Source organism: Phocaeicola faecalis (assembly GCF_021730445.1).
In the GTDB taxonomy this organism is placed as follows: Bacteria; Bacteroidota; Bacteroidia; order Bacteroidales; family Bacteroidaceae; genus Phocaeicola; species Phocaeicola faecalis.
Window position 1 is genome coordinate 12956 of sequence record NZ_JADNRM010000008.1, and the last position, 22669, is coordinate 35624.

Sequence of the window (22669 nt, forward strand, 5' to 3'; positions counted from 1 at the left end):
AATATGTTGGATAGTGCAATAAAGGAACAGTTGAAGGGATTGTTTGCCCAACTGGATGCGCACTATACTTTCGACATCTTTGTCCACCCCCGGCACGAAAGTCGTGCCGAGTTGGTGGACTTGTTGGAAGAAGTGGCTTCCTGTTCCGAGAAACTCTCCTGCCGTTTGCAAGAGAGCGAGGGCTTGAAATTTATTCTTTTAAAGGAAGGGGAAGATACGGGAATTACTTTCCGTGCCGTACCCGGCGGGCATGAATTTACTTCCCTGCTGATGGCGGTACTCAACGCCGACGGCAAAGGCAAGAATTTCCCTGATGAGTTTATCACCCGGCGTATCCGTGCATTGCGCGGACCGATAAATCTTACTACCTATCTGTCACTGAGCTGTACAAACTGCCCTGATGTGGTTCAGGCATTGAACCTGATGGTGGTGCTCAATCCTCAGATACGCCATCAGGCCGTAGACGGTGCTGTGAACGAAGAGGAAGTGAACCGCATGAAGGTGCAGGCCGTTCCTACGGTGTTTGCCGATGGCGAGCAGATTCATGTGGGGCGCGGCAGTATCGGTGATTTGCTTGAAAAGCTTGAAGCGCGTTATGGCTCGGTGGAACCGGAGTCTTTTGAAACGAAAGAGTATGATGTATTGGTGGCGGGAGGCGGTCCTGCCGGTGCTGCGGCTGCCATTTATTCTGCCCGAAAAGGATTGCGGGTGGCTGTGGTGGCCGAACGTATTGGCGGTCAGGTGAATGAGACTATGGGTATTGAGAATCTGATATCCGTACCTCGGACTACCGGTAAGGAACTGGCACAGGACCTGAAGGACCATCTGGCTGCTTATCATATCGATGTGCTTGAGAATCGCCGGATAGAAAAAACTGAAGTAGTAGGGAGAATGAAAGTGCTGTCGGTCAAAGGCGGTGAGAGCTACAAGGCTCCTGTGCTGATTATTGCTACAGGTGCCAATTGGCGGAAGTTGAATGTTCCGGGCGAAGAGAAATACATTGGTCATGGAGTGGCATTCTGTCCGCATTGCGACGGGCCGTTTTATAAAGACAAGGAGGTGGCTGTCATCGGTGGCGGTAACTCTGGTGTGGAGGCGGCCATTGATTTGGCAGGCATTTGCTCTAAGGTGACAGTCTTCGAATTTATGGAGACTCTGAAAGCGGATACCGTCTTGCAAGAGAAAGTCAGGAGTCTGCCTAATGTAGATATCTTTACTCATACCCAGACGGTTGAGGTATTGGGCGATGGGGATAAGGTGGTCGGTCTGATTAAGAAGGATCGTTCTTCGGAAAAAGAAGAAATCTTTGCTTTGGACGGCATTTTCGTTCAGATTGGTCTGACTGCCAATAGCGCTTTATTCAAGGATTTGGTGGAAACGAACCGCATGGGAGAAATCCTGACCGACAAGAACGGCCGTACTTCTGTGAAGGGTGTTTATGCTGCGGGAGATGTAACGGACGTATCCTATAAGCAGATTATCATTGCTATGGGTGAAGGAGCAAAGGCCGCACTTGCCGCTTTCGAAGATCGCATGCGTGGTGAAGTGGGCTGAGATATAGACATTATTTCTTTCGGCAGAAGAACAAAGGAACTTTCCAGGTTTTTCTCTTTCCTTACTTGTTCTTCTGTCTGAAAATCATTCTTCTTTCCTTTAAAAGAAAGCAAATACACAATTTTCTCCCTATTATGGACGAAATGGAACTATGAAATAGAAAGAAATGGCCTATCTTCGCTATGCTGTAAAGCAATGAGACCGGATTTTTAAGCGAAAAACATTTCGAAAGATAAATTATTATGAAGAACCTGATTTTACCGTTACTGGGAGGAGTTGGCCTGTTGTCATGCGGCAATGCCGGCAAACAAGATTCTGCTGTCGTGGCAGAACGCCCGAACATTATTTATGTATTTCCGGACCAATACCGCAACATGGCTATGGGTTTCTGGAACGAAGAAGGATTCAGCCGACACGTTAATTTCAAGGCCGATCCTGTGCATACCCCTCATCTCAACAACTTTGCCCGAGAGTCGCTGGTACTCTCTTCCGCCATGAGTAATTGTCCGCTGAGTAGCCCTCACCGTGGTTGTCTGTTGACCGGAATGTATCCTAACAAGAGTGGTGTCCCTCTGAATTGTAATTCCAAACGCCCCATCAGTTCATTGCGTACGGATGTGGAATGTGTCAGTGACGTGTTCAGCAAAAATGGTTATGAATGTGCTTACTTTGGAAAACTGCACGCAGACTTCCCCACTCCCAATGATCCGGCACATCCCGGTGAGTATGTAGAAGAGCAGCGTCCGGTGTGGGATGCTTATACTCCGCCCGAGCGTCGTCACGGTTTTAATTACTGGTATTCTTACGGTACTTTTGACGTGCATAAGAATCCACATTATTGGGATACTGCCGGCAAACGCCATGAACCGAAAGAATGGTCGCCTTTGCACGAAGCCAAGCAAGTAATCGCTTATCTCAGGAACAAAGAAAAACAGCGTGATGCCGGAAAACCCTTCTTTATTATGGTGGGAATGAATCCGCCTCATAGTCCTTATCGCACACTGAATGACTGCATGGAGGAAGACTTCAATCTGTATAAGGATAAGCCTATCGACAGTCTGCTGATTCGTCCGAATGCCGACAGAAACCGTCCCAAGGCAGAATCGGCACGTTATTATTTTGCTTCGGTTACGGGAGTAGACCGTGCATTCGGTGAAATTCTTGATTGCCTGAAAGAACTGGGGTTGGACAAGAATACCATTGTGGTCTTTACTTCCGATCATGGCGAAACGATGTGTAGCCAGTCTACGGATGACCCGAAAAATTCTCCTTATGCAGAGTCGATGAATGTTCCGTTCATGGTTCGTTATCCGGGACATATCCGTCCGAGGGTGGATAGTTTGCTGTTGTCTTCACCAGACATTATGCCTACTTTGTTGGGCTTGAGTCATTTGGATAAGGATATTCCCGACAATGTGCAAGGAACCAACTATGCCTCTCTGTTTTATGGAGCAGATGATGTTGTTCCACGTCCTTCCGGTGCACTTTATATTCAGAATGTAGATGGAGACAAGGATAAAGACGGTTTGGTGGTCAGTTATTTTCCGAAGGCGAGAGGCATAAAGACAGCCCGCTATACATTGGCATTTTATGTAGACAAGAAGAATAAGGAACTTACGCAAAGCTTGCTTTTTGATGACTGGAACGATCCTTATCAACTTCATAACTTGCCGTTGGAAGAATATCCGGCAGTCGTAAAAGAACTGTGCGAAGAAATGGGCCGACAGTTGAAAACCATTGATGACCCATGGTATACACAAAAGATTTTGTCCAATCTTATACCTTATTGATATTATCGTAGGAGGTGCGTCAAAATTCCAAAGTTGGTGTTTTGGCACACCTCTTTAAGTTTATAAGAAACAAAAAAGGTTCGCATTTGCGAACCTTTGTGCTCTTCCTCTTGGACTTGAACCAAGGACCCTCTGATTAACAGTCAGATGCTCTAACCGACTGAGCTAAGGAAGAATTTGCAATTAATTCTTTGTGCTCTTCCTCTTGGACTTGAACCAAGGACCCTCTGATTAACAGTCAGATGCTCTAACCGACTGAGCTAAGGAAGAATTTGCAATTAATTCTTTGTGCTCTTCCTCTTGGACTTGAACCAAGGACCCTCTGATTAACAGTCAGATGCTCTAACCGACTGAGCTAAGGAAGAATTTGCAATTAATTCTTTGTGCTCTTCCTCTTGGACTTGAACCAAGGACCCTCTGATTAACAGTCAGATGCTCTAACCGACTGAGCTAAGGAAGAATGTTTTTTTCTTAATTGCGGTGCAAAGATAATAGGTTTTTTCGAAATATGCAATATCTTTGCAGAAAAATTTTAGGTAAATGGATAAAATAATTGGAATGGGCAATGCATTGGTTGACGTTCTTGTTACTTTGCAAGGCGATGCACTGTTGGATGAAATGAATTTGCCCAAAGGAAGTATGCAACTTATAGATGAAGCTAAGTTTCTGAAAATCAGAGGTGAAATTGCTGATATGAAGACTCATAAAGCAACGGGAGGCTCTGCCGGAAATACGGTTTTGGCGTTGGCTAACCTTGGAGCGCAGCCCGGTTTCATCGGCAAAATAGGAAAAGATGATTTTGGGCAATATTTTAAAAAGAATGGTTTGAAGCGTGGTATAGACATGAATTTGTTAGTCGGCGATTTGCCTACGGGGGTTGCTTCTACCTTTATATCTCCCGATGGGGAGCGTACTTTTGGTACTTATTTGGGGGCAGCGGCAACCATGAAAGCCGAAAATCTCACATTGGATATGTTTAAAGGATATGCCTATCTATATATAGAGGGTTATTTGGTGCAAGACCATGATTTGATTCTTCGTGCTATGCAGTTGGCTAAAGAAGCCGGTGCACAGATTTGTCTGGATATGGCCAGTTATAATATTGTGGCGGAGGAACTGGACTTCTTTACTACTTTGGTAAATAAGTATGTCGACATCGTTTTTGCCAATGAAGAAGAAGCGCGTGCCTATACGGGAAAAGATGCGTGGGAAGCCATCAATGAAATTTCTGCCATGTGCAGTGTGGTGGTTGTGAAACTTGGTGCGCAAGGTTCCTGTATCAAGAAAGGTACGGAATGTATCAAACTGGAGATTCCGCCGGTGAAGAAAGTGGTCGACACCACCGGAGCGGGCGATTATTATGCTGCCGGGTTCCTTTACGGACTCACGTGCGGCTATTCTTTGGAGAAATGTTCCATTATCGGTTCCATTTTGGCATCCAATGTGATACAAGTGGTGGGCACAACCTTATCAAAGAAAAAATGGGACGAAATAAAGTTAAATATAGAGGCGCTTCTGCAGTCCTGATTAGAATAATGTATTAATTTGCGGTTAACAAATACATAAAAGAATGAAGTGGAATACTAAGAGTTTATTATTTATAGCGTGTGTCGGCTTGGCAGGAAGTGCTCTTTTCAGTTTTAGCAAAGGCGATGACCGTAACTTTCAGATAGCTAAGAACCTGGATATCTTCAATGCGGTATTCAAGGAACTGGATATGTTCTATGTGGATACGATTGATCCCGAAAAGGTAATCAATTATAGCATCGAGGCGATGCTTGCACAGACCGACCCTTATACGGAGTATTATCCTGAAGAGGACAACACACTGAAAGAAATGACCAGTGGAAAGTTCGGCGGTATCGGTTCTATTATCCGTTATTACACTCCTCGCAAGCGTGTTGCCATTATCGAGCCTTCGGAAGGAAGTCCGGCAGCCGAAGCCGGTTTGCAGGCGGGAGATATTATTATGGAGATAAACGGCAAGGACATGGCACAGGGAGACAGAACGCCCAACGAACTGACTTCTTATGTCAGTGACAATCTGCGTGGCGAACCCGGCACTACTTGTGTGCTGAAGTTGGAACGCCCCACGGCAGACAGCACTTATGTGCCGTTGGAATTGAAGATTACGCGCGGAACCATCCGCACCAATCCTGTCCCTTACTATGGCATGGTAGATGAGAATATAGGCTATATTGCCATCAGTACTTTTGCTATCGAAGGATGTTCCAAGGATATAAAGAAAGCGTTGATTGAGTTGAAGCAGCAGGGAGCGGCTTCTATTGTTCTCGATTTGCGTGGAAATGGTGGAGGACTATTGGGCGAAGCTGTGAATGTGGTAAACTTCTTTGTGCCGAAAGGCAAAGAAATAGTAGTGACTAAGGGCAAGATTAAGCAAGCCGGCAGCATTTATAAGACATCCAATGAGCCGATAGATACGGAAATTCCTTTGGCCGTGCTGGTAGATGGTGCTACGGCATCGGCAGCCGAAATCGTTTCCGGTTCTTTGCAGGACCTTGACCGTGCTGTGATTGTGGGTAACCGCACCTATGGAAAGGGTTTGGTACAAGTTCTGCGTGAACTTCCTTATAATAGTAGCATGAAGGTGACAACTGCCAAATATTACATTCCCAGCGGACGCTGTATTCAGGCCATTGATTATGCCAAACGCAATGCCGACGGTTCGGTGGCACGCATTCCTGACAGTCTGACTACTGTATTTCATACGGCTGTGGGACGTGAGGTGCGCGATGGCGGTGGTATCCGTCCCGATGTAGAAGTCAAGGCAGAGCGTTTCCCCAATATCATGTTCTACTTGTTGAATGATGATATGATTTTTGATTACGCCACCCAGTACTGCATTAAGCATCCCGGCATTGGTGAAGTGAAAGACTTCTCAGTAACAGATGCCGACTATAATGATTTCAAGCAGATGTTGAAGAAGCGCAATTTTACTTATGACCGCCAAAGTGAGAAATCGCTGAAGAACTTGAAGGAGATTGCCGAGTTTGAAGGTTATATGGAAGGGGCATCCGAAGAATTTGCAGCTTTGGAAAAGAAACTGACGCATAATCTGGACCATGAGTTGAATCGTTTCTCCAAGCAGATAAGGAAAGCGATAGCCGAAGAAATCGTGAAACGTCATTATTTCCAGCGTGGTGTGATATTGGAACGCATGAAAGATGACGCTGACTTGACTCAGGCTATCAAAACATTAAAAGACAAAGAAGGATATATTAAAATCCTGTCTGTCCCGACAGATAAATAACAGATTTTCTTTCGGAAAACCCATAAACAGGGGTGAAAAAGGTGATGGCAGTACTTTCTTTCCTATTTGGAAAAGAGTGCTGCCATCACCTTTTTTCTTCTCCCCAATATCTGTTTCGATTAAAACTCCCCACGTTTTTGAAAAAGGCTTAAGTCTTTTTCGGAAACTCTTTGGTCTTTTCTCAAAACTTGCAGAATGCGCCATTATGATACGTTGACATCCGTTAAGATTTACGGAACAGAAGTAAAACAAACACTTGATGATGCTTAATCTATTGGGAACGTGGTGAATAAGGTTTTGGGAGAAAGAAGAAAAAAAGTGTATCTCTTACTAAGAGATGCACCGAACGCAACCCTTTTTTAAGGGTTTGAAAAATGTGTAATTATCTGAAATAGAGACGATAAAAAGAGAGTACAATGGACTACCTGTTCCTACATCGCGACAAGCGCACTTTTACTTCCGAAAGGCAGAAGAATCTGCTCTTCCGGGCTGCCCATCTTTACTGGGAGCAGCAGTTTGCAGGTCACGAAATGGAGAAAGCAAGAAAAGTCGATTGTGAGCTATATAAATATGTATTGTACTATTTGGAAGTTCGCCAGGTGTTCCTTGATCCGAAGCTCTCACTGAATAAGTTGAGCGATATGATTGAGACGAACCAGACTTATCTGTCCAATGTGGTGAACCGCTACTTCGGTTGCCACCTGAAGGATTTGCTGAACAAGTACCGGGTGGAATATGCCAAGGAACTGCTCCGTTCGGACACATATACGCTAGATGAGCTGCCCCAACATTGCGGATTCCTGTCACGAAGCACATTCTACGCCGCTTTTAAGAAGATGACGGGCGCCTCTCCAAAAAAATATATGAAACAAGAACAGAGGGCTGTGCCCTCAGAACTGATAGAATATGTATAACCAATTTTAGTTTTTTAAATTTATAAATTTAAAGTTTTTCTATTATGAACAAAAAGTTTTTAAGTGCAATCCTGTTCGGAGCCTTGATGGTTTCGTCAACAGGAACATTCGTGTCTTGTAAAGACTATGATGACGACATCAAGGACTTGCAGGAGCAAATCGACAAGCAGAAAACTGACCTGAGCGATAAGGTCACTGCCATTGAATCTTCTATCGCCAGCCTGCAAACGGCTCAGACCGGCTTGGAAGGCAAAATAGCAGAAGTGAAAGATGCCGCTGAAAAGGCTGCTTTGGAAGCTCAGAAGACTGCCATTGCTGCAGCTGCAGAAGAACTCGCCGGTGTAAAGGCAGAGTTGGAAGCTGCTATCACTAAATTGCAGACTGCAACCGATGAGGAAATTCAGGCTGTAAAAGGTGATATTACAGAAATCGAAGCTTCTATTGCTGAAGTAAATGGTAAAATCAATGCTTTGCAGGCATTTCAGACAACTACCGAAGAAACTTTAGCTGCTTTGGCTGATGCTGATACTAAATTGGCAGGCACACTGACTGCATTGGATGCTGAAGTGAAAGCCAATAAGGTAGCTATCGGTAAAAATGAAGCTGCTATCGATGCTCAGAAAAAGGCTTTGGAAGCCTATATCTTGTCAAACGATGAGGCTGTAGCTGCCAACAAGACTGCCATTGAAGGCATTCTGGTTACATTGGATGAACAACAGGAAATCTTGGATGGCCTGAAAGCATTCGATGTGAAAGAAACTCAAGATGCTATTGCAGCTATCCAGGCTACACTGGAAACTATGGCTACTGAACTGACAACCTTGTCTAATCAGATTTCAGCAATCAACTCCAACTTGGATTTGGTTTGGGCTGCTATTGCCAAAGGTGTAACTCACGTTTCTCTGTATGCTTCGGCTAACGGTGCTATCATTAATGGTGAAAATGTGACACTTGGTGCAGCCAACATTGAACTGCTTTCTGCTAAATCAATCGCTGACTGGACTTTCGGTGAAGGAATGCCGGGTGCTGTTAAATTCACTAAGGGTGAAAGAAGCAAACTGAGAGCTACCTTGGTTGTTCGCGTTTCTCCCGTTACTGCAACTTTAAATGCAGGAGACATTCACTTTATCAGTACTCAACTGGACGGTACTACTCCGGTAGACTTGGTTGAAAAAGGTTTGGTGAAAGTAACAGGTATAGAGGCTTACAAAGGTGAAGTATTGTCACGCGCCGGTATTTCAGCAACAGGATTGTGGACTGTAAACTTGGAAGTGGGTGATAAATATGATGAAACTGCTTATGACAAGGCTACAACCGTTGTTAAATCAGAAGAAGGATATGACTATAGTGGAAAAGCTGATATGACTTTAGACACTAAAGAAAAGTCTATTTTATTTGCGGTGAAGGTTGCTGATACAGACAATGCTGCCAGAGCTGCAGTATCTGAATATGCTTTAGCGTTTACAAAAGACAATTCTGAAGCGAAGGCAGAACTTGAATTCAATGTATGGGCCGGAACTGATGGTTGGAAAGTTGCTAGTTTGCACAACCGCTATGAACGTAGTGAAGAAGATGCTACTACTACTGCTCCTGCAGAATATAAGTGGATAGACACTCCTGCTGCCATTCCTGTATTTGAAGGTGCATTGGCTAATGTAGAAAAAGATGCTTCAGACAACCGCCAGTCTAAATGCTTGAATACAGCTAAGACAGCAGTTGAAAAACCGGTTGTGTCTTCTACTGCAAATTCATTCAAAGTGAAATTGACAGACGATATGTTGGCATCAGCTACTCATTTCTATGTGGTATTGGATAAAGAACGTGCTTTGTCTTCAGACGATTCTGAAATCAAGACTTGGACAAAACTTTATGAACCGAACATTACCGGTATCAATACTGTATATGATGTGAAGACTACAGGTGGCGAGGCAACAATCGGTTTCACTATCAATGACATCAATGACGTTATCGGTTTCCGTGTTTACGCTGTAAACTCTAACGGTACTTTGGTTGACCCGGATGGTCGTGCATTCTATGTACGCGTAGGTGCTGTTACAGATGTAATCTCTGCTAAGACAACTATCATTGCAGATGCTAATGTCGCTTACGATAAGAACTTATCTGGTAAGGTTGACGTTGCAGCTGAAATGAAGGAGAAGTATGCTGAGGCAAAAGGTACAATTGCCGGTGTTGACTTTGTAACTGATAAAGTTTATATCGCTTCTTACCCAAATTCTAAATCACCAGCATTTGATGTTAAATTTGAAATGCAGGATGGTACTGTTAAGAGCATTGCTGACTTTAAGGGTAAGGAGTTGAAAGAACTTGCTAAGGTTAAGAGTATTTATACTACTCGTGTAGATGGAATAAATGTTACAGAATATGTTGACGACCAAGTTTATAACGGTACTATCAGCTTTAAGAATGATAAAGATGTAGCTATTGCTACTCTGAATGTTTCTATGACTAAGGTTGTTCCGACTACTTTGCCTGCAGGTACTGCATGGAAGGAAAATCAATTGCAAGCTGACAAGAAGACATACTTGTGCTATGTTATTCCTAATGCATTTACTCCTGTAACTGCTACCGAAGCTACAATGAAGACCAATGAAATGTTCAATGTTGATGCCACTATCAGTGCTGTCAATAAGTACACATTCTTCTTCACTACCAACAATCCGATTGTAAATAGAAAGGTTGAAGGTTTCGGTAATACTGTTTTGAGCCTTGATAAATCTAAGGATGAATTTGCAATGATTGATGATGTAACTCCTTATGATGTAGTCGTTAAGTACAACTATGGTAAGGTTTCATCTAAGACTCCTACTCAGGATATTGTAATAGATAATGAAGCAGATGGCTGGAAGGCTATTTATAGCAATATTTATGGCAAGTCTTATACATTCGATTGGGCAGGTGATACCTATAAAGCACTCGCACAAAATATAAAATATGGTGTAGACTTCAAGTACATGAATGGTAAGGATGTTGTCACTTTGGATAATGTAATCAAAGGCAAGAGCTCTTATTACGCCATCTATGATGCAGTATTGGCTGAGGCAAAAGGCTTGAAGATTATACCTGAGAAATGTTCTTTCGTAACAGTTTCAACAGGCGAAATTTCTGAATACTTCGGAATTAGTTGGAGTGCTGATGGTAAAACACCTGAATATTTGGAAGCTCTTAAGAAGGATTCTAATATTGGTGCCAATGTTCCTTCTATATTGAAGATTACAGTTCAGGATTGCTTTGGTAACGAACGTGTAATTGAAATGAACATGACAGTTGTTCCTAACGTTGCAAAATAATAGTTTTTAGAGCAGGTTTTAAAAACTATTCCTAATAAAGCTTACCCTCGTCGCAAATAATTGTGGCGGGGGTAATTTTTTTAGGAGCTCCTTTATGGAAAGACTTATGATAAGCTTGCTTAATATTTCCTCGATAATAATCTTATAGGTGCCCATTTGATATTACGGAACCTGACACTTCAGGCATATATATGTAGGCTTACGCGTACGTACGTGTAGGCCTATACGTATATACGTGTGGCCCGATGCGTACGTACGTGCAGGCCTATGCCACCGTATGTGTAGCCCGATGCGTACACTACAGTGGATAATGCTGTCGTTTCGTGCGTAGGGGCGAGGTTTGCTCGCCCGAAAACAGTTTGTTTTGTGTCTTCGGGCAGGCGAACCCTGCCCCTACAGCTGACGATGGGATAGCCCGGTTTAGTTTTGACACACTCCCATGCTGCAAAAAAGACCTTGAAGTTTTCAAAAAAGCTCGGTATGTTTCTTAAAAACTTCAGCACCTTTTTTTAAAAGCCCGGCATGTTTTTCATGTAGGGGCAGATGGGAGTTTCCCCTCATGAAGCCGGTCATTCCCTCTTCTCCCTTCATCCCTACATTTTAATGAATGCACACTGGCTATCAGATGGTTAAAGATGACAGCACATCCCCTCATCCTCCCTTCAGCCGCGCTTTCCAGGTCCTTTCACAATCTGCCTTCAGTATTTGTCCCGTCGGAAGAAATTCTACAAATGAAGGGAGGCTGAAAGGGTGATGACGAGACGTCCCTTCACTACCGGAGCCCCATCAACAGGGCGTTTCAGCAACGAATGAAAGGTGTAAGGAAGAAGCAGATTTCTGCTTGTAGGGTGAAAAAACACAGTTAGTTTATCACTGCTATCGCAAATGGGTGGCTTTGTTGGATATTGACTGGTTATTAGCCCCATCCAAAGGCGATGGATTGTAGAAAGATTATCCTCGTGGATGGATTATACAATAGAAGACTCTGCCGAAATCAGGAACAAATATTCGATTCGGCAGAGGGAATGGTCAAATTAGCAACTATATGATTTTTCAAATGCTTCGGCTTTTGCGAAAAGTTCTATGTCTTTTTGAAAAAGACTTAAGTCTTTTTCGGAAACTCTTTGGTCTTTTCCAAAAACTTCAAGGTCTTTCCATTATGATACGTTGACATCCGTTAAGATTTACAGAGCAGGACTAAAACAAACATTTGATGATGCTTAATCTATTGGGAATGTGATGAATAAAATTGGGGGAGGAAGAAGAAAAAAAGTGCATCTCTTAGTAAGAGATACACTTTTCGCTGCAAATTTACACAAAGTTTTGATAATTAAAACTTTTTGAGAAGAAAAATCACAGGCCAAATGCAAAAATATCTTTAGTCTTAAGTTGTAGGACAGTTTTTTATCGGCTTAAACAATTAATAATAAAGCGGTTATGTGCGTTCGGTGTATCTCTTACTAAGAGATGCACTGAACGCAACCCTTTTTTAAGGGTTTGGAAAATGTGTATTTATCTGAAAAAGAGACGATAAAAAGAGAGTACAATGGACTACCTGTTTCTACACCGCGACAAGCGCACCTTTACTTCCGAAAGGCAGAAGAACCTGCTTTTCCGGGCTGCCCATCTTTATTGGGAACAGAAGTATGCGGGCAATGCAGTGTTTCCGAAAAGGAAGGTCGATTGTGAGCTATATAAATATGTATTGTACTATTTGGAAGTGCGCCAGGTGTACCTTGACCCGAAGCTTTCTTTGAAGAAGCTTAGCGAAATGATTGAAACGAATCAGACCTATCTGTCGAACGTGGTAAACCGCTATTTCGGTTGCCACCTGAAAGATTTGGTGAACACATACCGCGTGGAATATGCCAAAGAACTGCTCCGCTCAGGCAAATGTCCGTTGGAGGAGCTGCCCCAACGCTGCGGGTTTCTGTCGCGAAGTACATTTTATACCTCCTTTAAAAAGGTGACGGGTGTCTCTCCCAAAAGATATATGAAACAAGAACAGAGGGCGATACAGTCCTCAGAACCAATAGAATATGTATAACCAATTTTAGTTTTTTAAATTTATAAATTTAAAGTTTTTCTATTATGAACAAAAAATTTTTAAGTGCAATCCTGTTCGGTGCCTTGATGGTTTCGTCAACAGGAACATTTGTGTCTTGTAAAGATTACGACGATGACATCAAGGACTTGCAGGGACAAATTGATGCTAACAAAGCAGGCATCGAAGAACTGAAAAAGTTAATCGGTGAGGGTGACTATGTTACCAATGTAGCCAAAGATGGCGATAATATTGTTGTCTCTTTCAAAAACGCCGGAAACAAGACTATTGAACTGAAAGATGAAGTAGGCTCAATCTGTAAGGTGGAAAACGGTGAACTTTACATTGACAACAAGGCAACAGGCATTAAAGTGTCTGCTGACGCTCCTGTTACTGAATTCAAGCCGGCTGTTAAGGTTGAAGACGGCAAATGGGCTGTGTTGCAAGAAGACGGCACTTACAAGACAACCGGTATTCCCGCATCAGGCGTAACAGTTACCGGTTCTCAGACTGACGGCTTTACTTTGACTATTTATGATAAAGACGGTAAAGCAACTGAAGTGAAATTGCCGACTGCCACTTCCAGAATTACAGGCTTGTCTTTGGGTGATAACAGGACATTGACGCTTGCAGCTGCCACCCCCTGGAATTTGGCGCAAGACAAGAATGTCATTACAAAGGCATCAGACTGGAAAGGTCCCAAAACTTTGCCGAACGCCGGTGATGTGGTATATTCCAATGTTGCTGAGGCCCCTATTGACTTGCGCATTGACCCTGTGGATATCGATGCTACCGGCATCACATTTACGCTGACTAACAGCAAGAACGAAACATTGAACTATGTTGAGCTCACTGCTAAGGAATATAAAGAATATCAGACTGTTTCCGTACAGTCAAAAGCTGCTTATGGCAATGGACTGTATTCGTTGGTGCTGGATAACTTTGTAGTAGCCAAGGCGAATGCTGATGACTTCGCGGAAGAATTGGAAGCTATTGAAATAACAGATGAGGCTGCCGGCGCTGCTGCTGAGAGCGAGAGCACTAAAACCTATAAAGGCTATGCTGTAAATGCAAATTCTTCGTATCGCACAGCCTATCAGGTTGTAGTGAATACAGGTGAGGCAGAAAAGTTGACTAAATATAATATCAACGCGGACGAAGCTAAAGACCTTGGTGCTGAAACAGCCGGAGAGTTCACCGAAATAGAAGTGGGTAAGGCATACGAAGTAACATTTGATAAGCCTGCTGCTCTGTATGATATGTTCTTTGATGTGAAAGATACCTATAAGAATGCATTCGGTGTAACTTGGGATAATGCTACTCATAAGTTTACTGTAGGCAAGAATCCGGATGAAGCTTCTCTTCAGGGAGAGTTTCCGATGGATATCTATACTGTGGATAATGCCGGTAAGACTCAAAAGACTTCTGTCAAAATCTCATTGTCAACCGTAATTGCTCCTACTAAGGATTATCAACTGATAACCAAGAATATTGCTGATAAAGACAACTACTTCAATATTGATTTGGCATTGATGAAGAGCAATTTAGGTGCTAAGTTGCAAACTTGGGCATTGAATGCTGATATTAGCGAGACAACTTATGCGCTGTATGAAAAATATGAAGATGGTGTATTGAATGATGAAGTCACAGTTGGTGAGGGAGAATCTGCAACCAGTGTGATTGCTGCCGATGAAGCCTTGTTCACTCCTTCTATTCTGAAAGAATCTAAGAAAGATGCCGCTGTAGCAGCTGCTGCTGATGAAGCCAACTATATTCGTCTGACTATTGACAACAGAAAGGCTAAGAATGCTGGAATGAAGTTGAACACAACTTATTATGTAAGTATCACATTCAAAGACAATACTCCGTCAGTATTGAACCGCATCGTAGTTCCTGTTAAGTTCGTGGCTCCGGCATTGTCTGAAGCATTTGAAATAGAACCGGCATTCCAAGACAAGACTACTAACGCAATCAATGCTTATTTCTATCTTGGTAATGGAATTGGCAGCAATGGCACGGTTGCTGAAAAATCAGTTCTGTTGACTAAGTACTTCAAGAAGTATTTGGATACTACTATCGCATTCAAGGATGATGATAAACTGGGTGAAGATGAAAAGGCTTCTACGGAAATTGCAATCTTCAAAGAGAAGAGTAAAAAAGAGTCAGCAGACACCCCAAGTGCAACAGCATCTGAAGGTGAGGACGATGACGAAACATCATCAGAAGGCAAAGATGAATTTGAATATAAGGCGAAAACAGAAAACGTAACATTTGAAAACATCTATGTCGGTTTGAATGAAGAGGTTACTAAGAGTAAAACAGATAAGCGTGAGTATGGTTATGGTGAAGCATTGACAGTAATTGCTTCTGCTGATGATTATGAAGGTTGGAAATATACTGAAACTGCAGAAAAAGAATACTCATTCCAGATTAAATTGATGAGTCCGATTTATGAAGGTACAGTATCAGGTGTAGATGGTAAACCGATTGAGGTAAATCGTAATGACCTGAAAACAGGTGCTTCCATTACTTCTGCAATGATTAAGGGTTATGACTATACTAACAAAACAACCAATGCATACAATGTAGTTCCTGATGCAGTTGGCGAAAACGGCGCATTGGCATGGGCTGATCCTCAAATCGAGAAAGTTGAAGCAAAAGAATCAGAAAATGATAAACCGGCTTTGCTTACTGAAGTTAAAATGACTGCGGCTACCGGAGCTACGGCAGACAAGCATGGTAAGATTGTAGTGAAAGGTGAATCAACTACAGGAGAATCTAATCCGAAATTGACTGTTACGGTTACCGATATCTGGGGCTATGTTAAAGCATGTGACGTAACTCTTACATTGAAATAATAGTTATTGACTACTGTTTCATTTAGAATAAAAAGAGGAGGAGAGGTTTATACTCTTCTCCTTTTTTATTATACATCAATAAACCGATCAGAATCGCAGTTCATGGTTTCGGAGACAATGTATTGAGATAATGTCTTGCTAAAGAAACAATCTACCAATTGCTCATATTCGCTAAGGATAAACTTAACATTTTGTAGTTTGTCAAACTTATATATTATTTTAAGCAATGCAATTTCATGTTCCGACAACTGAGATAATAAGATATTTCTATAAACGTTTTTCTCTTCTTCCTTTATTGATTGGTTTTGAATGTTTTGATATACATATTGGACAATAGTACAAACAGTGCGATAATAGGATATTAACCTTAATCGATGACCGTCAAACAGTTTAATGTTGGCGTCTCCATAATCTTTTAGATATTTGGGCTTACCGCCATTTATAAGGAATGATTCCTGTAATAATAAGAGTACGTTATTCAGTTCTTTTATTTTTTTCTGTAACTTGTCTGAACAGGTTTCCGATAATCTTGAAATTGATGATTTGCTTACTCCATTCAGAAATAAATAGTATGATTGTTCTAGCTCATATTTTTTTCTATCATGACATCCTTTATATACATTTGAGATGTGTACTAAATAGTAGATAGCCTTGAATTCATAAAACATAAAATGGAATACCTGTTTTGCATCTCCTACATTAGTCATGTGGATACCTGCTTCTTGGTTGTGTAGTAAGTCCAAAAAGCGGAAGAACTTGTTTTCAAAGCGCTCTTTCTTTATATCCATGCGTTGTTTTGCTGCCTCGGCTTCTTGCTTTAAGCTAATTTCTTCTTGGTTTTGGCTAATCTCTATCTGATGTTGGTTGGACTCATATTGAACCCAAAAAGCTTCAAATGTGAGCCAAATAGCAAGTAGAGTTAAAAAAGGGCTTGTAATGCCGCCAATAATGCTTCCTACATCTTTAGGCTCTCCCAAATGGATGACACAGATATCTAATTGTGTAAGGAGAATAGGAGTTATTAATGCTCCTATGGCAAAAATGAGTGCTCCGGTAAAATACAATTTTCTTTTGCGTTTCATTAATACAATCTTTTTCTTCGTATCTTTTTGTGTTCCCATATATAAGTAGATTTACGTTGTACTTCACAAACATAGTAAAATAAATTAGCTCATCTTGTTTATGGACAAAGAAATTTGAGATAAATGTTTAAAAGGGTTTGCTCAAATGGTTCGTCTAAAATTGCATTGGTTATGCTACCTTAGGTTTGGGCTAACATACTCATCTCTGAAAGTGATGGAGCCTTTTTGAAAAAGCCTTAGTTCTTTTTCAGAAACTATTAAGTATTCGGAGAAAATCTATAAGTTCCTTAGAATGTGTGTTTTTACATTTTTAAACACTGCCTAAAGTGATAGGAAATAGGTGCGGGAATAAGGCTAATATGCTGATTATGTGTTGAATAGCTCTAGGAGAGAAACTTGAAAAAATGTATATCTCTTAGTAAGAGATATACATTTCGCTGCAAATTTACACAAAGTTTTGATAATTAAAACTTTTTGAGAAGAAAAATCACGAGTCAAGTGCAAAAATATCTTTAGTTATAAGTTTTAGGACAATTTTTTATTGCCTTAAATAATTAATAATAAGGTGATTATGTATGTTCGGCATATCTCTTACTAAGAGATACACCGATTCTGGCTCTTTAAAATGGGCTGAAAGTATGTGTATTTATTTAGTATTAGAATAGTAAAAATGGAATACAATGGACTATCTGTTCTTACACCGTGACAAGCGCACTTTTACTTCCGAAAGGCAGAAGAAACTGCTTTTTCGGGCTGCCCATATTTATTGGGAACAGAAGTTCACAGGTCATGGAATGGAAAAAGCAAGAAAAGTTGATTGTGAGCTATATAAATATGTATTATACTATTTGGAAGTACGTCAGGTGTTTCTTGACCCGAGGCTCTCACTGAATAAGTTGAGCGATATGATTGAAACGAACCAAACCTATTTGTCGAACGTGGTAAACCGCTATTTCGGTTGCCACCTGAAAGATTTGGTGAACACATACCGCGTGGAATATGCCAAAGAACTGCTCCGCTCAGGTAAGTGTTCGTTGGAAGAGCTTCCCGGACGGTGTGGTTTTCTGTCGCGAAGTACATTTTATGCTGCTTTCAGTAAACTGGTGGGGGTATCTCCCAAACGTTACCTTTTGTATGAACAGAGGACAGACCTCTCAGAACCAATAGATTATGTATAACCAATTTTAGTTTTTTAAATTTATAAATTTAAAGTTTTTCTATTATGAACAAAAAGTTTTTAAGTGCAATCCTGTTCGGAGCCTTAATGGTTACCTCGACAGGAACATTTGTATCTTGTAAGGACTACGATGATGACATCGATAATTTGCAAGGACAAATTGACAAGCTTGTTACTCCCGAGACGCTGAGTACTCAGATCGCCCAGTTGCAGGCTAATATTGATGCAGCTAAGCAGAGCGCAACTTCTGAACTGGCGACAGCTAAGGCTGCTTTGGAAGCTGCGATAGCAGGTAAGGCTGATGCTGCTGTTATAACAAGCTTGACAGAGAAAGTGACTGCTGCTCAGACTAAAGTTGACAACTTGGAAGATAAGTTAGGTACTATTGAGTCTACTTTAAATTCAGTTAAGTCGGATGTTGATAACCTGAAACAAAATGCGGGTAAAACTGAAATGGCTGAAATTGACCGTAGAATTAAAGAACTTAGAAATGAATTGCTAGCTATTATCGGTGATAAGCTGAGTAGTTTGGTGTTCGTTCCTGCTTTGTATGAAAATGGTATCGAAGCGACTCGTTATCCTTATGCTCAAGGTATTTATAAAGCATTTACAGGAAAAAGCGAAGGCGAGAAAAATGCCGAGGGAGCTGAGTTTACTATCGCTGAAAAAAATACCTTTATAGATGTTGCTGCTGAAGGTGATTATACAATTGGCTCTTTAGCTAAAGCTGTTTATCATGTAAATCCTACCACAGCAAATTTGACCAATGTCGCTTGGGGATTCTTATATAGTGAACCTGAATATGTGGATGCATCTGTACGTGCTGCTGTAACTCCTAAACCGGTATACAGTACTAGCCAACAATTGGCTAATGGTGATTTGGAAGTGGTTTATAAAGTAGAAAACCCTGCTGAACTGAAAATTGTAGCTGACAAGAATGTGTCTGTAATGGCTTTGACCGGTACTTATCAGAACGAAGAAGCCAAAGATACAACAGTTACTTCTGATTATGCTGCTATTTTGCCGGCTGTAGTTACTTTTAAAGCGATTGCATTCAATACATTGGAAACAGAAAATCCTGCTTGTGCTTTGGGCGCTAAACAGCATGAACTGTATATCACAGGTGGAGATGCAGCTAAAGAAGATGCAACTATCGACGTTAAGTATAATGGCGGAACTCTTGACTTGACTCAGTATCTGAATGTACATTATACTCAGGCTGATATTAAGGCTGCTGCTGATGATGCTGAACACCAGATTATGGCGTATGCTGATGTAGCTGATTATGGCTTGCATTTTGAATATGAAATGTTAGGTTATAAGACAGGTGCTAATAATACAGAAGAAAATAAGTATGGTACAGTAAATAACAATGGTATCTTTACTCCTTGCTATGTAAATGCAAATGGCAATACTACTCCATGTAGCACGAACGAAGACGGTATTTCTGCTGTAGGTAGAACCCCTATCGTATTGGTTAAGTTGATGGATGGCGAAAACATTGTCCTTGCAGGTTATGTTAAGTTGCATATCGTTAAGGATTTGGGTATTCAAACTTTGCCTGAGGTATTTAATGCAACTAAACCTTATGTATGTGATGGCTTCGAAGATGGCATTACATGGGATGATATGTCCGGTAAGATTATTGAAGCGTTGAAGATGACTAAGGCTGAATTTGTTAATTCATTCAATTTTGTAGCTGGAAAGACTTACATCACCAATGACAGTCAGAAGACATTTGCTGAGGTTGAAAATAACGTATACGGTGAGTTGACAATCTCTAGTGACTTTACAAATGTAACAACTACGAATGATATTATTACATGGACAGCAGACTTTGATGAAATGGATGCCATTTCTAAATTAGAAGGCCGCACTGTAACATTGTATGCTTGCTTCCAGTCTAAGACTGATACAAAATTCTTTGTATATGTACCGTTTACTGTGACTATAGCAAAACAGCCGGAAGTAACATTCGGAGATAAGATCAAGGCTTACTGGTATCCTACTACAGAGTCTACTGTAGCTAAGAGAGATACTGTGCGTATGAATGTTCCGAGACCTGCTACTAATGATAAGACCGTAGAGGATTATTCTAAGGATTTGGATGATAATTTTGAAGGCAATGTGGTTAAAGTAGCTAAGACTTCTGCAACTCAAAACCAGTATTATGATTTGGAAGTTTTGGGCACAGCTTATTCTTATGAATTTGCGGCTACACAACCTGAAATTGCAGATCCTAACCAGAATGGTGTTAAGTACCAGCTTGTTCGTGGTACCGATCACACTAAATTGTATGTAGGTACAGCAGATGTTGCAGATAATCTTGTAGCTTCTATTGCTGCTGATGGAACCCTGACTTATGCAACTACCGACAGTGCTAAGAAACTTTTGAACTTATACGGTCACTTGATTCCCAAGCATTTTGCAAATGTTGAAATTGTTGCTACTTATGATGAGTGTAAGTTGGCTTTAGGCACAGAAAACTTCAAGGTACGTTTCTTGCGTCCGGTTGATGTTCTTGATGGTGACCAAGCTAAATTTATTGATGCTCAGGCAAATGGTTCTTCTATTGTTTTAGGTGATTTGTTTGACCTGAAGGACTGGCGTGAAGAAGCATTAATCGTTAAGAATGCTGCCGGTGTGTACGAAAGCGCTGTAGAGAATGGTGTTTCTTTGTATCCTTATTATGAATTCGAGACTATTAAAGTTGATATTGCCAATGCAGAATGTGACTTGACCGGAACTAGAAAGAAAGTTTCTGAAGTTACAGATAAATTGCAGTTGTCCGTTACAGAAGATGGAGCAGAAAGTGCTACTAATACTGTAAATATTGCAGATGTTGCAGCATTGAATACTACTAAGATTGTTTACAAGAATAATGAAGGTAATGTTCAGAAATTCACATTGTGGATTCCGGTGGAAATTACTTATTATTGGGGTACTTTGAAAGCTGTAGCCAAGTGTGATGTTGAATCAACGAAAGCAAACCAGTAATAGAACAGGTATTGCATTATTAGCAATTGAATAGATGGAAGGTGCGTTGTTGTCAGCGCACCTTTTATTATTGGTGGACTAATCTTAATTGTATTGCAAATGAAAATAGATAAAATCGTTTTTATTTTATTATTAAGTTGCTTGTCGTTTTCATGTGGACGAAAAGAAACAAAAGAGCGTATGAGGACTTATGCTGATGCAGAAAAAGAATTCGTCGGCTCATTGACAAAGACGGATTCCATTACGGTTCTCGAAATGTCTCAGAAGTGTATGGATAGCTTGAAGGCCGGCAATATAGAAGCAGCGTTAGGAATGCTTTATGTGGTTAAAGATGGTGAAGCGGTAAGACTTACAAATGAGAATGCGGAAAATCTTAAAAAGCATTTCAGTACCTTCCCGGTTGTGGATTATCATTTGGAGCATTTTAGTTTTTCCACTCAGGGATGTAATGATCTTAAATATAAGATTGAATTTGCAAAGAAAGATGTGGATGGAAATGCTCCGACGATGGCTTTTATGTTTAATCCTGTGAAGATTGATGGCATTTGGTATTTATGCATTAAGCATCGAAATCAATCCAGTAAGGAAATGCTAAATCCGCGGGAAAGTAATTCTCCGGCTCCCGGTGAGGTAGTACTACGCAAGTCATAAAATGGCTGGTTAAAATAGGAAGAGAGAGTGATTATTGTTTTACGATAGATGAAGAGAGAACTGATTCCGATAGAATGGATATCGTTCTCTCTTCACTTTTATTTTCTAGAAGATAGATTCCTGCGTTTGCGTTGTCAATAATTCCAATGCTTTAATTCCCATTACCGAGTTTCCTTTCTGGTTCAATCTCGGGCTCCATACTGCTACCGAATAGCGCAATGGATAGACAGCTGCTATGCCACCGCCCACACCACTCTTTCCGGGTAGCCCCACAAGGTAAGAAAACTCTCCCGCTTCATCGTAAAAACCGCATGTCTGCATAATGGCATTAATACGCTTCACTTGCGATGCGGTAAGATTGGTATTCCCAAATGCGAATGGCTGTTTGTGATTGGCAAAAGCCAGAAAAGCCTTGGATAAGTCATAACAGCTCATTTCAACAGAACATTGGAGGAAGTAGAAATGAAGAATGCGCTCGATGTCATTCTCTATGTTATGATGATACTTCAGCAGATTGGCGATGGCTGCGTTCAGATAACCTTTTTCACGTTCGGATATCGCTACCTCTTTATTGTAATCAATAGTATCATTGCCACAGATACTACGGATAAAGTGGAGGAAATCTTCTTCGGGATGCGCTGAGTGCTTTAAAAGTATATCTGCCAATACAATGGCACCGGCATTGATGAACGGATTGCGGGGAATTCCTTTCTCAACTTCCAATTGTACGAGGGAGTTGAAGGCAGTGCCCGACGGTTCTTTCCCCACTCTTTTCCACAATTCATCTCCCTCAAGACTGAGGCATACGGCAAGTGAAAATACTTTCGAAATACTCTGGATGGAGAAACGAGTGTCAGCTTGTCCCAGCATGAAAGTTTCTCCTTGAATGGTATTGATGCAAATGCCAAACTGATCCGGGTCTACTTTTGCCAATGCAGGAATATAGTCAGCCTGTTTGCCGATGCCGGCAAAAGGCTGTATCTCCTGATAAATATTTTCGAGTATCTGCTGATAATTCATGGC

13 protein-coding genes and 4 tRNA genes are annotated in these 22669 nt (G+C 41.2%); 11 read left to right on the forward strand and 6 right to left on the reverse strand.

Features of this window, described 5'->3' with window-relative positions; all coding sequences use genetic code 11:
• Positions 1-3 precede the first annotated feature (3 nt).
• Together ahpF and IR173_RS09530 are read left to right on the forward strand one after the other, a co-directional pair.
• Positions 4-1554 (forward strand): alkyl hydroperoxide reductase subunit F, encoded by a 1551-nt coding sequence (gene ahpF, locus IR173_RS09525; RefSeq protein WP_237039408.1) that lies wholly within the window; start codon positions 4-6, stop codon positions 1552-1554.
• A gap of 242 nt (positions 1555-1796) precedes the next feature.
• Entirely contained in the window at positions 1797-3344 is a 1548-nt protein-coding gene (locus IR173_RS09530; protein ID WP_237039409.1) for a sulfatase family protein, read from the forward strand.
• Positions 3345-3445: 101 nt separating this feature from the next.
• Here the strand turns inward: IR173_RS09530 and IR173_RS09535 are convergent.
• From IR173_RS09535 to IR173_RS09550, 4 genes are all read right to left on the reverse strand, one after another.
• Positions 3446-3519 (reverse strand) — tRNA-Asn (locus IR173_RS09535).
• 21 nt (positions 3520-3540) lie between these two features.
• Positions 3541-3614, reverse strand: a tRNA-Asn gene (locus IR173_RS09540).
• A gap of 21 nt (positions 3615-3635) precedes the next feature.
• Positions 3636-3709 (reverse strand) — tRNA-Asn (locus IR173_RS09545).
• A 21-nt stretch (positions 3710-3730) separates the two neighbouring features.
• Positions 3731-3804: transfer RNA gene (locus IR173_RS09550), tRNA-Asn, on the reverse strand.
• 80 nt (positions 3805-3884) lie between these two features.
• Here IR173_RS09550 and IR173_RS09555 point away from each other — a divergent pair.
• The 6 genes from IR173_RS09555 to IR173_RS09580 all read left to right on the forward strand — a co-directional run bounded on the left by IR173_RS09555 (position 3885) and on the right by IR173_RS09580 (position 15739).
• A complete protein-coding gene (locus IR173_RS09555; RefSeq protein ID WP_237039410.1) occupies positions 3885-4871 on the forward strand; it encodes an adenosine kinase in 987 nt (328 codons plus the stop codon).
• A gap of 43 nt (positions 4872-4914) precedes the next feature.
• Positions 4915-6615, forward strand: a complete 1701-nt coding sequence (locus tag IR173_RS09560; RefSeq protein ID WP_237039411.1) for a S41 family peptidase — start codon at positions 4915-4917, stop codon at positions 6613-6615.
• Positions 6616-7031: 416 nt separating this feature from the next.
• Positions 7032-7529, forward strand: coding sequence for a helix-turn-helix domain-containing protein (locus IR173_RS09565; RefSeq protein ID WP_237039412.1), 498 nt, complete (start codon positions 7032-7034; stop codon positions 7527-7529).
• 44 nt (positions 7530-7573) lie between these two features.
• Entirely contained in the window at positions 7574-10837 is a 3264-nt protein-coding gene (locus IR173_RS09570) for a coiled-coil domain-containing protein (protein ID WP_237039413.1), read from the forward strand.
• Positions 10838-12383: 1546 nt separating this feature from the next.
• Positions 12384-12884, forward strand: a complete 501-nt coding sequence (locus tag IR173_RS09575; RefSeq protein ID WP_237039414.1) for a helix-turn-helix domain-containing protein — start codon at positions 12384-12386, stop codon at positions 12882-12884.
• A gap of 44 nt (positions 12885-12928) precedes the next feature.
• Entirely contained in the window at positions 12929-15739 is a 2811-nt protein-coding gene (locus IR173_RS09580; RefSeq protein ID WP_237039415.1) for a hypothetical protein, read from the forward strand.
• A gap of 68 nt (positions 15740-15807) precedes the next feature.
• Here IR173_RS09580 and IR173_RS09585 read toward each other — a convergent pair whose 3' ends face one another.
• The gene (locus IR173_RS09585) at positions 15808-16860 is read right to left on the reverse strand and encodes a putative phage abortive infection protein (RefSeq protein ID WP_237039416.1); all 1053 of its coding nucleotides are present in this window, start codon (positions 16858-16860) and stop codon (positions 15808-15810) included.
• 641 nt (positions 16861-17501) lie between these two features.
• Between IR173_RS09585 and IR173_RS09590 the strand changes: the two genes are divergently transcribed.
• From IR173_RS09590 to IR173_RS09600, 3 genes are all read left to right on the forward strand, one after another.
• Positions 17502-17999, forward strand: coding sequence for a helix-turn-helix domain-containing protein (locus tag IR173_RS09590; protein WP_237039417.1), 498 nt, complete (start codon positions 17502-17504; stop codon positions 17997-17999).
• Positions 18000-18043: 44 nt separating this feature from the next.
• Positions 18044-20995: a hypothetical protein gene (locus IR173_RS09595; protein WP_237039418.1), complete on the forward strand. Its 2952-nt coding sequence runs from the start codon at positions 18044-18046 to the stop codon at positions 20993-20995.
• Positions 20996-21175: 180 nt separating this feature from the next.
• Positions 21176-21646 carry a hypothetical protein gene (locus tag IR173_RS09600; RefSeq protein WP_237039419.1) on the forward strand — a complete coding sequence of 157 codons (471 nt, stop codon included), beginning with the start codon at positions 21176-21178 and terminating at the stop codon, positions 21644-21646.
• A 105-nt stretch (positions 21647-21751) separates the two neighbouring features.
• Here the strand turns inward: IR173_RS09600 and IR173_RS09605 are convergent, their stop codons facing one another.
• Positions 21752-22666: a glutaminase gene (locus tag IR173_RS09605; protein ID WP_237039420.1), complete on the reverse strand. Its 915-nt coding sequence runs from the start codon at positions 22664-22666 to the stop codon at positions 21752-21754.
• Between the last annotated feature and the right edge of the window lie 3 nt (positions 22667-22669).